The sequence below is a fragment of the Pseudomonas sp. Lz4W genome, from assembly GCF_000346225.2.
Classification (GTDB): Bacteria; Pseudomonadota; Gammaproteobacteria; order Pseudomonadales; family Pseudomonadaceae; genus Aquipseudomonas; species Aquipseudomonas paraversuta.
Map to the genome: position 1 here is coordinate 950,333 of NZ_CP017432.1, position 13,210 is coordinate 963,542.

Consider the following 13,210-nt stretch of genomic DNA (forward strand, 5'->3'; position numbering starts at 1 on the left):
ATGCACGGCGAATCACCAATCAAACGTCGCGAATCGCGAAAAATCTGGGTTGGCTCGGTGCCAGTAGGTGGCGATGCCCCTATTGCCGTACAGAGCATGACCAACAGTGACACCAATGACGTGGCTGCGACTGTTGCCCAGATCAACCGGCTGGAAGCCGCAGGCGTCGATATCGTGCGCATTTCCGTGCCCGATATGGATGCAGCCGAAGCTTTTGGTCGCATCAAGCAACTGGTCAAGGTGCCCCTGGTTGCCGATATCCACTTCGATTACCGGATCGCCTTGCGCGTGGCCGAACTGGGTGTGGACTGCCTGCGGATCAACCCGGGCAACATCGGTCGCGAAGACCGTGTGCGTGCAGTGGTTGATGCTGCCCGTGATCGCGGTATTCCGATCCGTATCGGGGTCAACGCCGGTTCGCTGGAAAAAGACCTGCAAAAGAAATACGGCGAGCCGACGCCTGCTGCTCTGGTTGAGTCGGCACTGCGTCACGTTGAGCACCTCGAACGCCTGAATTTCAGGGACTTCAAGGTCAGCGTAAAGGCCTCGGACGTATTCATGGCGGTTGAGGCCTATCGTTTGCTGGCCAAGGAAATCGTCCAGCCACTGCATTTGGGTATCACCGAAGCCGGCGGTTTGCGTTCAGGCACAGTGAAATCTGCCGTGGGCCTAGGTATGCTGCTCGCCGAAGGGATTGGCGATACTATTCGCATCTCTCTGGCGGCAGACCCGGTCGAGGAAGTAAAAGTCGGTTACGACATCCTCAAGTCCCTGCACCTGCGCTCGCGTGGCATCAACTTTATTGCCTGTCCAAGCTGCTCGCGGCAGAACTTCGACGTGGTGAAAACCATGAACGAACTCGAAGTGCGGCTTGAAGACCTGCTGGTACCGCTGGATGTGGCGGTGATCGGTTGTGTGGTCAACGGCCCCGGCGAGGCGAAAGAAGCCCATGTGGGCTTGACCGGCGGTACACCGAACCTGATTTACATCGACGGCAAGCCGTCGCAGAAGTTGACGAATGAAAATCTGGTGGATGAGCTCGAAAGGCTGATCCGGCAGAAAGCGGCCGAAAAGGTCGAAGCTGACGCAGCAGTTATCGCGCGCGGCTAATCAAACGAATAAAGGATTTTCTGTGAGCAAGTCTTTGCAAGCCATTCGTGGCATGAACGACATCCTGCCTGAGCAGACGCCTCTATGGCGCTACTTTGAGAGCACGGTCTCGCGTTTGCTGGATAACTACGGTTACAAGCAAATCCGCATGCCTATCGTTGAATTCACCGAGCTGTTCAAGCGCTCGATCGGTGAAGTGACCGATATCGTCGAAAAAGAGATGTACACCTTCGAAGACCGCAACGGCGATTCGCTGACTTTGCGTCCCGAAGGTACGGCTGCCTGCGTACGTGCGGTGCTGGAACACGGCATTACCGGTGGTGGCCAGGTTCAAAAGCTGTGGTACATCGGCCCCATGTTCCGCCACGAGCGCCCGCAAAAAGGCCGCTATCGCCAGTTCCATCAAATCGGGGTTGAAGTATTCAACCTGGATGGTCCGGATATCGATGCCGAACTGATCGTGCTCACCTGGCGCCTGTGGGGCGAACTGGGTATCCGCGATGCGGTCACGCTTGAGCTCAACAGCCTGGGCACCAGCGAAGCCCGTGCACGTTATCGTGCCGCGCTGGTCGAATACCTGTCCTCGCGTCTGAGCGAGCTTGACGAAGACAGCCAGCGTCGCTTGAAATCCAACCCGCTGCGGGTGCTCGACAGCAAGAACGCCGATACCCAGGCGGTTCTGGTTGATGCCCCGAAGCTGGTGGATTACCTGGACGAAGAGTCCCGTGTGCACTTTGAGGGCCTCAAGGCGCGCCTGGATGCTGCCGGGATTCCTTACGTGATCAACCCCAAGCTGGTTCGCGGGCTCGATTACTACAGCAAAACCGTATTTGAGTGGGTCACTGACAAACTCGGTGCCCAGGGCACCGTGTGTGCCGGTGGTCGTTATGACGGTCTGGTCGAACAGATGGGTGGCAAGCCCACCACGGGCGTCGGTTTTGCAATGGGTATCGAGCGCTTGATCCTGCTGCTCGAAACCCTTGAGCAAGTCCCGGCAGAAATCGCACGTCAGGTTGATGTTTACCTGTGTGCTTTCGGTGAGGCTGCTGAACTGGCTGCCCTGACGTTGAGCGAAGGTGTTCGTGATCAACTGCCAAACCTGCGCTTGCAGATCAATGCCGGCGCTGGCAGCTTCAAAAGCCAGTTCAAGAAGGCCGACAAGAGCGGTGCGCTGTATGCACTGATCCTGGGTGACGACGAATTGGCCCAGCAAGTAGTAGGCGTCAAACCCCTGCGTGGCCAGGGCGAACAACAAACGATTGCCTGGGATGCTCTTGCCGAGCACTTGGCCACCTGCATCGTGCAGGGTTGAAGCTGTAAAACAGCCGAATTAGCGAATAAGGAGTGTTGGGGTGTCGAGTAACGATGATGATCAGCTGGGCGAGTTGAAAGACTGGTGGCAGCGTAACGGCAAACCCCTGGTTACTGGCGCCCTGCTGGCACTGGTGGTAGTGGCTGGCTGGCAGCTTTGGCACAAATATCAGAGCAATCAGTCGCAAGGCGCGTCGATGCTCTACCAGCAATTGCTTGAGGCCACCCTCACGCCTGACGGTCAGCCCGATGTGGCCCGTGTGGCGGATCTGGCCAGCAAGTTGAAAAACGAATACGCAGGTACGGCCTACGCACAGTTTGGCGGTCTTTTTGTGGCCAAGGTTGCAGTGGACAACGGCAAGCTTGATGACGCCGCCACCGAGCTGAAAATCATTGTCGACAAACCGGCGAATTCGACCCTGGGTGAAGTGGCGCGTCAGCGTCTGGCTCAGGTTCTGGCAGCCCAGGGCAAAGTTGACGATGCCCTGAAGTTGCTCGAAGTCGATTCCGACAAGGCATTCCTGGCCAGCCGTGAAGAGCTGAAGGGCGACTTGCTGGTTCAGCAGGGTCGCACTGACGACGCACGCAGCGCCTACGAAAAAGCCAAAGCAGCGCTCTCCGATGAAGCGGCTGTCGGTGGCTTACAAATCAAGCTCGACGACCTGGCCAAAGGAGATGCGTGAAGTGATGCGTTGGAAACATGCGGCATTGCTGGCTCTGGTCATTTTGGCCGCGGGTTGCAGCAGCAACAGCAAAAAAGAACTTCCGCCAGCCGAGCTGACTGACTTCAAAGAAGAAGTCGTTCTGCAAAAGCAGTGGGATCGCTCGATCGGTGACGGTCAGGGTAAGACCTACAACATGCTGGTTCCGGCTGTTGAAGGTAATACCATCTACGCGGCTGACGTGACCGGTGTAGTGATGTCCTTGGACCGCATGAACGGCGACGTTCAGTGGAAGAAAGACCTCGAACTGCCTGTTTCTGGCGCCGTAGGTGTTGGCTATGGCCTGGTGATGCTCGGTACCTTGCAAGGTGACGTAGTAGCCCTGGACGCCAGCACGGGTGAAGAAAAATGGCGCTCTCGTGTTAACAGCGAAGTGCTTGCTCCACCACAGACCAACGGTGACATCGTCGTGGTGCAAACCCAGGACGACCATCTGGTAGGTCTGGATGCTTCAACCGGTGACCAGCGCTGGATCTACGACAGCACGCCGGGTGTTCTGACCTTGCGTGGTACCGGTGCACCGCTGGTAACCAACCACCTGGCAATTGCCGGTCTTTCGACCGGTAAAATCGTTGCCCTTGATACTCGAAACGGCGTGCCGGTGTGGGAGCAACGTGTTGCCATCCCGCAAGGCCGTTCGGAACTCGAGCGTATCGTCGATATCGACGGTGGTCTGCTGCTGTCCGGTGGCACGCTGTATGTTGCCAGCTACCAGGGCCGCATGGCAGCACTGGAGATGGAATCCGGCCGCGTGCTCTGGCAGCGTGATGCTTCCAGTTATGCAGGTGTCGCACAAGGTTTTGGTAACGTCTACGTCAGTCTGGCGTCCGGTACTGTTGAAGCCATCGATGAACGTTCGACCACTGCACTATGGAGCAACGACGCTCTGGCCCGCCGTCAATTGTCGGCTCCGGAAGTCTTCTCCAGCTATGTGGCAGTCGGTGACATGGAAGGCTATCTGCACCTGCTAAGCCAGGTCGATGGTCGTTTCGTGGGCCGTACCCGCATAGACAGTGATGGTCTTCGGGCGCGTCCGCTGGTGGTCGGTGACATGATTTACGTGTTTGGTAACAGCGGCAAACTGGAAGCCCTGACCATTCGCTAAGGCGTCTATGCTTGAGGCTCTAGGGTCTCAGGCAGCCTTGCCCTGGCAAGGCTTGCGGCACATTTGTGCTGTTCCGAACTCTGGCCGCTGCCTTGCAGCGGCTTTTGTATTTTCTGAAATAACGAAGTGGAGAGCCGCATGGTTCCCGTAATCGCCCTGGTGGGCCGACCTAACGTCGGCAAGTCCACCTTGTTCAACCGCCTGACCAGGACTCGCGACGCCATCGTCGGCGACTTGTCCGGTCTGACCCGTGATCGCCAATACGGTGAGGCCAAGTGGCAAGGGCGTTCCTACATTCTGGTCGACACCGGCGGTATCTCCGGTGACGAGCACGGTATGGACGAAAAGATGGCCGAGCAGTCGCTGCTGGCTATCGAAGAAGCTGACGTCGTTCTGTTCCTGGTAGATGCAAAAGCGGGTTTCACAGCCGCTGACCAGATGATTGGCGAACACCTTCGCAAACGTAACAAGCGCTCGTATGTTGTCGCCAACAAGGTCGACAACATCGATCCTGAATTGGCGCGTGCAGAATTTGCCCCCTTGGGTATGGGCCATGCGATTCCGATCGCCGGTGCCCATGGTCGTGGTATCACCCAGATGCTGGAAATCGCCCTGAGCGACTTCCCGAAAGATCCGGAAGAGGAAGAAGAAGGCGAAGCCGAAGTCGTTCTTGAAGGTCAGGAAGCCAAGCGCATCCCGGGCCCGAGCGAAAAAGACGGGATCAAGATCGCCATCATCGGTCGGCCTAACGTTGGTAAATCAACGCTGGTCAACCGCATGCTGGGTGAAGACCGGGTTATCGTTTATGACGAGCCGGGCACCACGCGCGACAGTATCTACATCCCGTTCGAGCGTAACGACGAGAAGTACACGCTGATCGACACCGCGGGTGTGCGCAAGCGCGGCAAGATCCACGAAGAAGTAGAAAAATTCTCCGTGGTCAAAACCCTGCAGGCCATCAAAGACGCCAACGTGGTGATCTTTGTGATGGATGCCCGCGAAGGCGTGGTCGACCACGACCTCAACCTGTTGGGCTTTGCGCTGGAGGCCGGTCGGGCTCTGGTCATCGCGATCAACAAGTGGGACGGCATGACGCCGAGCGAGCGCGAGTTCGTCAAGGTCGAATTGACCCGTCGCCTGTTCTTTGTCGACTTCGCCGACATCCACTTCATCTCGGCGCTGCACGGCACGGGCGTAGGTAACCTGTACCAGTCGGTGCAGAACTCCTTCAAGTCAGCGGTTACCCGCTGGCCGACCAACCGTCTGACCCAGATCCTGGAAGACGCAGTTGGCGAGCACGCGCCGCCGATGGTCAACAACCGCCGCATCAAGTTGCGCTATGCCCACCTGGGTGGTGCCAACCCGCCGATTATTGTGATCCACGGTAACCAGGTCGAGAAGGTTCCAAAGTCTTACGTCCGTTATCTCGAAAACACCTACCGTCGTGTCTTGAAGCTGGTCGGTACGCCGATCCGCATCGAGTTCAAAGGTGGCGAGAACCCGTACGAAGCCAACAAGAACTCGCTGACCGACCGTCAGGTCAACAAGAAGCGCCGCATGATGTCGCACCACAAGAAAGCCGAGAAGAAGCGCAAAGACAAGCGCTGATCCGCAACCTCTTGTCGCAACGAAAAAGGGCCTTGATCGGCCCTTTTTCGTGTCTGGGGTTTGGGCTATCCTCGATGGGTCCTGTGCCGTAGTCAGAGCCGGGAACATCACAGGGAACGGCCATGATTACCAGCAAGTTGCCGAATGTCGGCACCACTATTTTCACGCGCATGTCGCAGCTCGCGACTGAAACCGGCGCGCTCAACCTGTCTCAGGGGTTTCCTGACTTCGATGGCCCGCAAGCCTTGCGCGATGCGGTGGGACATCACATCGCCAGTGGCCACAATCAATACTCGCCCATGACCGGCTTGCCTGCCTTGCGGGTGCAGGTCGCGGCGAAAATTGCCCGTAGTTACGCTGTGCAAGTCGATGCCGACAGCGAGGTAACCATCACCCCCGGTGCCACCCAGGCCATCTTCTGTGCGATTCAGGCGGTGATTCACCCCGGTGACGAGGTCATTGTGTTTGACCCGTGCTACGACAGCTACGAGCCTTCGGTCGAGCTGGCCGGTGGCCGTTGTGTGCATGTGCAACTGGGGCTGGCTGATTTCTCCATCGACTGGCAGAAGCTCGAAGACGCACTGACGCCCCGCACTCGCATGATCATCCTCAACAGCCCGCATAATCCTAGCGGCGCCCTGATCAGCCGGGCCGAGCTGGACCAGTTGGCTGCGCTGATTGCGGACCGCGATATCTACATCATCAGCGATGAGGTGTATGAGCATCTGGTGTTCGATGGCGTGCCCCATGTCAGTGTTTTGTCCCATCCCGAGCTGTACCATCGGGCCTTCGTTGTCAGTTCCTTCGGCAAGACCTATCACGTCACCGGCTGGAAAACTGGCTACGTGGTGGCGCCAGCGGCCCTGACGGCAGAGCTGCGCAAGGTCCATCAGTACGTCAGCTTCTGCGGAGTCACCCCTTTGCAGTACGCACTGGCCGACTTCATGGCGGCCCACCCCGAGCATGTTGAAGAACTGCCGGCGTTTTACCAGGCAAAGCGCGACCTGTTTTGTGATCTGTTAAGCCCGTCGCGCTTTACCTTTAAGCCGGTGGCCGGGACCTATTTCCAGTTGGTGGACTATTCCCTTATTCGTCCGGATCTCAATGACGTCGACATGGCCCTATGGCTGACCCGTGAACACGGGGTGGCGTCAATTCCGGTTTCGGTGTTCTACCAGACCCCGCCCCCAGGGCAGCGTCTGGTCCGCCTGTGTTTTGCCAAACGCGAGGAGACGCTGCGTGCAGCAGCAGAAAAACTATGCGTGATCTAAGTGGGTTACCCGATTTAACCGTTGCCCTGGTGCAGACCACATTGGCCTGGCACGATCGCGAGGCCAATTTTGCGCACTTTGACGAGTTGCTCGAACAGGCGCGGGGGGCAGACCTGGTGGTCTTGCCCGAGATGTTCACAACCGGCTTCAGCATGGAGTCCAAAACCCTGGCGGAGCCCGAGCACGGTCCCACCAGCAAGTGGTTGCAGGCCCGGGCCAAGGATCTCGATGCGGTGGTCACAGGCAGCGTGATTGTGCGGGCCGCTGACGGCAGCCATCGCAATCGGCTGTTGTGGGCACGCCCGGATGGCGAGGTGCTGCACTACGACAAGCGTCACTTGTTTCGCATGGCCGGTGAGCACGAGCACTTCACGCCGGGTGAGCGTCAGGTTCAATTCGAAGTGAAGGGCTGGCGTGTTCGCCCGCTGATTTGTTACGACCTGCGCTTTCCGGTGTGGAGTTGCGACCCCCACGATACCGATCTGCTGCTGTATACAGCCAGTTGGCCGGGTGCGCGACGGCTGCACTGGAACCGGTTACTGCCAGCGCGTGCCATCGAGAACCTGTGTTATGTGGCGGCGGTTAACCGGGTGGGGACAGACGGCAAGGGCATGGTTTATACCGGTGACAGCCATGTCTTTGACTTTCAGGGCGAGTCGCTGCTCAGTGCCGGCGAAGCGGACGGGGTATTTCAGGTATGCCTGACGGCGGGTGAGCTGGCGGCCTACCGCGAGCGCTTCCCGGCCTATCTGGATGCGGATACCTTCGACCTGCACTAAACGGCACCTGCAGGAGCGAGCTCTGCGCATGGAAAAGCTCGCGCCTGCAGAGGGTTGAACATCCGGCACAAAAAAGCCCCCAAGGTCTTTACACCTTGGGGGCTTTTGCGTTTCAGGCCGGCGGCTTTAAGCAGCCTTGGCTTCTGCTTCACTCAGCGAGCGGTTCAGGGCGCTGAACAGGGCCTTGAAGCTGGCGGTGGTGATGTTTTCATCAATGCCCACACCGTGCACGGCACGCTCACCATTGACTCGCAACTCGATATAGGCCGCTGCCTTGGCATTGGTGCCAGCGCCGATAGCGTGCTCGTTGTAGTCCATGATCTCGGCTTTCACCGGCAGCCCTGCCACCAGCGCTTCCAGCGCGCCGTTGCCTTTGCCGCTCCAGCGCAGGTTGGTCTCGCCAGCGCCCTTGGCAGAGATTTCAACTTCTACCGCGCTATGGCCGTTCTCTTCCTGCAGCTTGTGGCTGACCAGTGCGTAAGGGGTGTTGGCCTGCAGATATTCGCTGTGCAACAAGCTGTGGATCTGCTGGGCAGTCATCTCCAGACCCAGGCGGTCGGTTTCGCGCTGAACCACCTGGCTGAACTCGATCTGCATCCGGCGCGGCAAGCTGATGCCGTATTCCTGCTCCAGCAGGTAAGCAATACCGCCTTTGCCTGACTGGCTGTTAACCCGGATCACGGCTTCGTAGCTGCGGCCAATGTCAGCCGGATCGATCGGCAGGTATGGAACTTCCCACAAGGCATCCGGTTTTTGCTGAGAGAAGCCTTTGCGAATCGCATCCTGGTGCGAGCCGGAGAACGCGGTGTGCACCAGATCGCCCACATAGGGGTGACGCGGGTGGACCGGGATCTGGTTGCACTCTTCGACGACCTTGCGCACGCCATCGATGTCCGAGAAGTCCAGCCCGGGGTTCAGACCCTGGGTGTACATGTTCAGGGCCACAGTCACCAGGTCGACGTTACCGGTACGTTCGCCATTGCCGAACAGGCAGCCTTCAACCCGATCAGCCCCGGCCATCAAGCCCAGCTCGGTAGCGGCAACGCCGGTGCCGCGGTCATTGTGGGTGTGCAGGCTGATCAGCACGCTGTCACGGCGATTGATATGACGACCGAACCATTCGATCTGGTCGGCATAGATGTTCGGAGTGGCGCACTCAACGGTGGCAGGCAAGTTGAGGATCATCTTGTGCTCGGGCGTCGGGTTCCAGACCTCGATCACTGCGTCACAGACTTCCTTGGCGAACTCCAGTTCGGTGGCGCTGAAGGTTTCGGGCGAGTACTCGAACGTCCAGTGGGTTTCAGGCTGCTGAGCGGCATATTTGACGAACAGCTTGGCAGCGCTGACGGCGATCTCTTTGATGCCTTCCTTGTCCTGGTTGAACACGATGCGGCGGAATGCCGGGCAAGTCGCGTTGTACAAATGAACGATGGCCTTTTTCGCCCCGCGCAGGGATTCAAAGGTGCGGGCAATCAAGTCTTCACGGCCCTGGGTCAGCACCTGAATAGTGGTGTCGTCCGGGATGTGGCCGTCTTCGATCAAGCTGCGCACGAAGTCGAAGTCGGTCTGGGATGCGGCCGGGAACGAAGCCTCAATCTCTTTAACGCCAACACTGACCAGGGTCTTCCAGAAGCGCAGCTTCTTTACCGCATCCATCGGCTCGATCAGCGACTGGTTGCCGTCGCGCAGGTCGGAGCTGCACCAGATTGGCGCGCTGGTGATGGTTTTCGATGGCCAGGTACGGTCAGGCAAATCAATGACCGGGAAGGCGCGGTACTTGGAAGAAGGGTCTTTGAGCATGGTCATCAGGCAATCCTTATTTTGCTTGCCGACTATCAAGAGGCGGCCAGCCGAAGAAATACAAAGCACAAGGGCGAGGCACCGCGATTAGCTTTGCAGTCGTGCGCTGACGAGGCAAAGGCTGCGGTGTTGACGAAGCAGAATGAGGGTGTGAGAGGTTTTCATGACTTCAACCCTAACCATTGGGCTGGAAGATGGCAAGCGACGAAAAAACATTGAGAGAACTGCTCGAATATGGTCAATATTCGAGCATTTATTGCGGTTACTTATCGCTGTGGTAATTATTATTGCGCGGGTTGGCGGCTGTAAGGCGTCTGATGCTGCGAGCAGCCGCCTCTTGCAAGGGCCGGATCAGGGTTGGAACGCACCAATGAAAATCGCCGGATCGACCCGGGCATCGTTCAGGCTGACATTCCAGTGCATGTGCGGACCGGTAGCGCGTCCGGTCGATCCCACTTTGCCCACCACATCACCCCGTGCCAATTGCTGGCCAACCTTGGTGTCGATCTTCGACATATGGCAGAACATGCTGATAAACCCCTGGCCATGGTCAACAAAGACGGTGTTGCCGTTGAAGAAGTAATTGCCGATCAGAATCACTTTGCCAGCGGCAGGGGTCTTGATCGGGGTGCCCGCGGGCACAGCGAAGTCCAGTCCCGCATGGGGATTGCGTTCTTCGCCGTTGAAGAAGCGACGCACGCCGAACTTGCTCGACAGCGGCCCGTTGACCGGTTTGTCCAGCAACAGGTTGCTCGGCGTATTGGGGCTGAACGTGCGGTACGCCTTGAGCTGCACTGCCAGTTCGTTGTCGATACGCTTGATGTCATCCGGGTTCGGATTGACCTGGCGCTTGTTCTTCAGGGTAATGCGCTGTTCAGGGTATTTCTTGCTGCCGACCGTGAAACTCAGGTCACGTCCGGCGGAGCTGATCTGCTGGGGGCCGGGCTTTACGGTCAAGGGGATACCGACGATCGCTCGCCATGTGTCTTGCTCCTTGACCACCAGCACCGGCTTGCCTTGATAGCTGGCCTTGGGGGGCTGGGCGCCGGTGCCCAGTTCAATGACGGCAACTCCGCCCGGTACCGGCTTGTTCAGCAAGCGGGTGATGTAGCTGTCGGCTGCGTGAGCGTTACAGGTCAGACACAGCAGCAATAGTGCAGAGAGAAAACGCGGCATCGATCAATCCAGTAATGAAAGGGTGACAGGCGTGAGGTGGTTGTCCTCCACGCGTACAAGCAACTGGCCTTCGCCCAGCCTGGCCTGCAAGCGCTGGCCGGGACGGGTTTGTGTGGCGCTGCGGATGGCGTTGCCGCGTTCATCCAGCAAGATGCTGTAACCCCGGCCCAGGGTGGCCAGCGGGCTCACCACATGCAAGGTCTGGATCTGGCTTTGCAGTTGCAGGCGCCGGCTTTTGAGGCCTTCACCCATGGCCCGCTGCAAGCGCTCGGCCAGGCTGTCCAGGCGCTGGCGCAACAGGGCCAGTTGCCGGCCCGGATGCTGCGCTGCCAGCCGCGTTTCGAGCCGGATCAAGCGTTCGCGACGGGTATTGAGGCTGCGCTCAAAGGCGCGGCGCATGCGCATGTCCAGGTCATCCAGGCGCTGGGCCTGCTGGCGCAGCCGCTCGCCCGGGTGGCGCAGGCGGCGGGCCAGACCATCCAGGCGCAGGCGGTCACGCATCAAGCGGTCGCGGATACGCATCACCAGACGTCGATGCAGGCTGTCGATACGCCGTTGCAGGTCGCTGGAGTCCGGGGCCAGCAACTCCGCGGCAGCCGATGGCGTTGGCGCGCGCACGTCGGCGACAAAGTCGCTGATCGAAACATCGGTTTCGTGCCCGATCGCACTGACGATAGGGGTGACACAGGCATCCACGGCGCGGGCCACGGCTTCTTCGTTAAAACACCACAGGTCTTCCAGCGAGCCGCCGCCACGGGCCAGGATCAGCGCGTCGAACCCCCGGGCATCGGCTAACTTGAGTGCCCGGACAATTTGCGCCGTGGCTTCTCGGCCCTGTACCGCGGTGGGAATCAGGGTCAGCTCAACTTGCGGCGCGCGGCGGCGGAACACGCTGATGATGTCGCGAATCACCGCTCCGGTAGGTGAGCTGATAATTCCGATCCGTTGCGGATGAGCCGGCAAGGGCACCTTGCGCTCGGCACTGAACAGGCCTTCGGCGCCGAGTTTTTCTTTCAGTGCATCGAAGGCCAGTCGCAGCGCGCCATCGCCAGCCGGCTCAACCGTATCGAGGATCAACTGGTAATCACCGCGGCCTTCAAACAGCGAAACCTTGCCGCGCACCTTTACTGCCAGGCCATCCTTGAGTGCCTGGCGCACCCGGGCTGCGTTATTGCGAAACAGTGCACAGCGCACTTGGGCGCCGCTGTCTTTGAGGGTGAAGTAAACATGGCCGGAGGCCGGGCGGGCGAGGTTGGAGATTTCGCCCTCTACCCAGATGTTGCTGAACACGTCTTCGAGCAAGACCCGCGCCCGGCCATTGAGCTGGCTGACAGTCAGGACTTCTCGGTCGAGGTTGAGTCGTGCAAAAGGATCTTTAATCATGCGCGCCATCATAAGGGTGGATTGTTATCACTGCACCTGTCTGGTTAAAGTCGCGCCACTAAAACAAGGATGAAAAGCCATGGACTTGCCTTTTACCGGTGCCGAGTGGGTGTTGATCGAACTGGGCATTGCTCTGGCCTATATCGTGTTCGGAGTCGCGGGGTTTGGCACGGCGTTGGTGGCCGGACCGATTTTGATCCTGTGCCTGCCGTTATCGAAAATCATCCCGTTGCTGGTACTGCTGGATTTTGTCGCGGCCTTTGGCAACTGGCTGCCCGCGCGACGTGATGTAGCCCGCCCCGAATTGTTGCGATTGTTGCCGTGCATGGCGCTGGGCTGCACGGTCGGGGTAGTGTTTTTGCTCAATCTGAAGTCAGATCTGTTGTTGCTGTTGATGGGCATTTTCATTACCGCCTATGCGATTTATAGCCTGGCAGTGACGGTGCGCCCGGGTCGGGTAGCTGCAGGCTGGGCGATTCCCACCGGTATTACGGGAGGTCTGTTTGGTGCGTTGTTTGGCAGTGGCGGCTTTCTATACGCGCTGTATCTGAATGCGCGCTTGCCCAAGGATGCTGCGCGGGCAACGCAAAGTGCGTTGATCAGTTGCAGCACAATGGTGCGCCTGGGCCTGTTTGTAATTGCTGGCGTCTATGCCGATGGTGCGCTGCTGTTGCTTGCCGCTTGTCTGTTGCCGGCGATGGCGCTGGGCTTGTGGATCGGTCGCCGATTGACCCGCAAATTGTCTCGCGAAGCCTTTGTGCGGCTGGTCACATGGCTGGTACTGGCCAGCGGGATTGCGTTGATTGCGCGTTATCTGAGTGCTTGACCTGCCACGGTGAGGCATTAAGCTGCGCACCAAACGCTATCTCCTGTGGGGGCTGGCTTGCCGGCGATGCAAAAAATTGCCCGGTTTATGGCTTGAGCGCGATGGTGCCATCGCGGGCT

General features: G+C 58.8%; 11 protein-coding genes. 8 read left to right on the top strand and 3 right to left on the bottom strand.

The features are described 5' to 3' along the window. From ispG to B195_RS04615, 7 genes are all read left to right on the top strand, one after another. The gene (gene ispG / locus B195_RS04585) at positions 1-1,110 is read left to right on the top strand and encodes a flavodoxin-dependent (E)-4-hydroxy-3-methylbut-2-enyl-diphosphate synthase (RefSeq protein WP_003443351.1); all 1,110 of its coding nucleotides are present in this window, start codon (positions 1-3) and stop codon (positions 1,108-1,110) included. Between the two features lie 22 nt (positions 1,111-1,132). After that, positions 1,133-2,422 (top strand): histidine--tRNA ligase, encoded by a 1,290-nt coding sequence (hisS, locus tag B195_RS04590; RefSeq protein WP_003443349.1) that lies wholly within the window; start codon positions 1,133-1,135, stop codon positions 2,420-2,422. A 40-nt stretch (positions 2,423-2,462) separates the two neighbouring features. Next, complete coding sequence (locus B195_RS04595) at positions 2,463-3,104, top strand: tetratricopeptide repeat protein (RefSeq protein ID WP_003443347.1); 642 nt, start codon at positions 2,463-2,465, stop codon at positions 3,102-3,104. Next, positions 3,097-4,248, top strand: coding sequence for an outer membrane protein assembly factor BamB (gene bamB / locus B195_RS04600; protein WP_029612229.1), 1,152 nt, complete (start codon positions 3,097-3,099; stop codon positions 4,246-4,248). Before B195_RS04595 ends, bamB begins: the two co-directional genes overlap by 8 nt. A gap of 138 nt (positions 4,249-4,386) precedes the next feature. After that, a complete protein-coding gene (der, locus tag B195_RS04605; RefSeq protein ID WP_003443342.1) occupies positions 4,387-5,856 on the top strand; it encodes a ribosome biogenesis GTPase Der in 1,470 nt (489 codons plus the stop codon). Positions 5,857-5,978: 122 nt separating this feature from the next. Then, the gene (locus B195_RS04610) at positions 5,979-7,127 is read left to right on the top strand and encodes a pyridoxal phosphate-dependent aminotransferase (RefSeq protein WP_003443340.1); all 1,149 of its coding nucleotides are present in this window, start codon (positions 5,979-5,981) and stop codon (positions 7,125-7,127) included. Beyond that, positions 7,115-7,906 carry an amidohydrolase gene (locus tag B195_RS04615; RefSeq protein WP_003443339.1) on the top strand — a complete coding sequence of 264 codons (792 nt, stop codon included), beginning with the start codon at positions 7,115-7,117 and terminating at the stop codon, positions 7,904-7,906. The genes B195_RS04610 and B195_RS04615 overlap by 13 nt, the downstream gene beginning before the upstream one ends. Positions 7,907-8,032: 126 nt before the next feature. Here B195_RS04615 and leuA read toward each other — a convergent pair whose 3' ends face one another. From leuA to xseA, 3 genes are all read right to left on the bottom strand, one after another. Beyond that, the gene (leuA, locus tag B195_RS04620; RefSeq protein WP_003443338.1) at positions 8,033-9,712 is read right to left on the bottom strand and encodes a 2-isopropylmalate synthase; all 1,680 of its coding nucleotides are present in this window, start codon (positions 9,710-9,712) and stop codon (positions 8,033-8,035) included. A 345-nt stretch (positions 9,713-10,057) separates the two neighbouring features. Continuing rightward, on the bottom strand, positions 10,058-10,882 hold the full coding sequence (locus B195_RS04630) for a peptidoglycan DD-metalloendopeptidase family protein (RefSeq protein WP_003443337.1): 825 nt from the start codon (positions 10,880-10,882) through the stop codon (positions 10,058-10,060). A gap of 3 nt (positions 10,883-10,885) precedes the next feature. Beyond that, on the bottom strand, positions 10,886-12,265 hold the full coding sequence (gene xseA / locus B195_RS04635; protein ID WP_003443336.1) for an exodeoxyribonuclease VII large subunit: 1,380 nt from the start codon (positions 12,263-12,265) through the stop codon (positions 10,886-10,888). A gap of 79 nt (positions 12,266-12,344) precedes the next feature. Here xseA and B195_RS04640 point away from each other — a divergent pair, with 79 nt between their 5' ends. Next, the gene (locus B195_RS04640; RefSeq protein ID WP_003443335.1) at positions 12,345-13,091 is read left to right on the top strand and encodes a sulfite exporter TauE/SafE family protein; all 747 of its coding nucleotides are present in this window, start codon (positions 12,345-12,347) and stop codon (positions 13,089-13,091) included. Positions 13,092-13,210 lie beyond the last annotated feature (119 nt).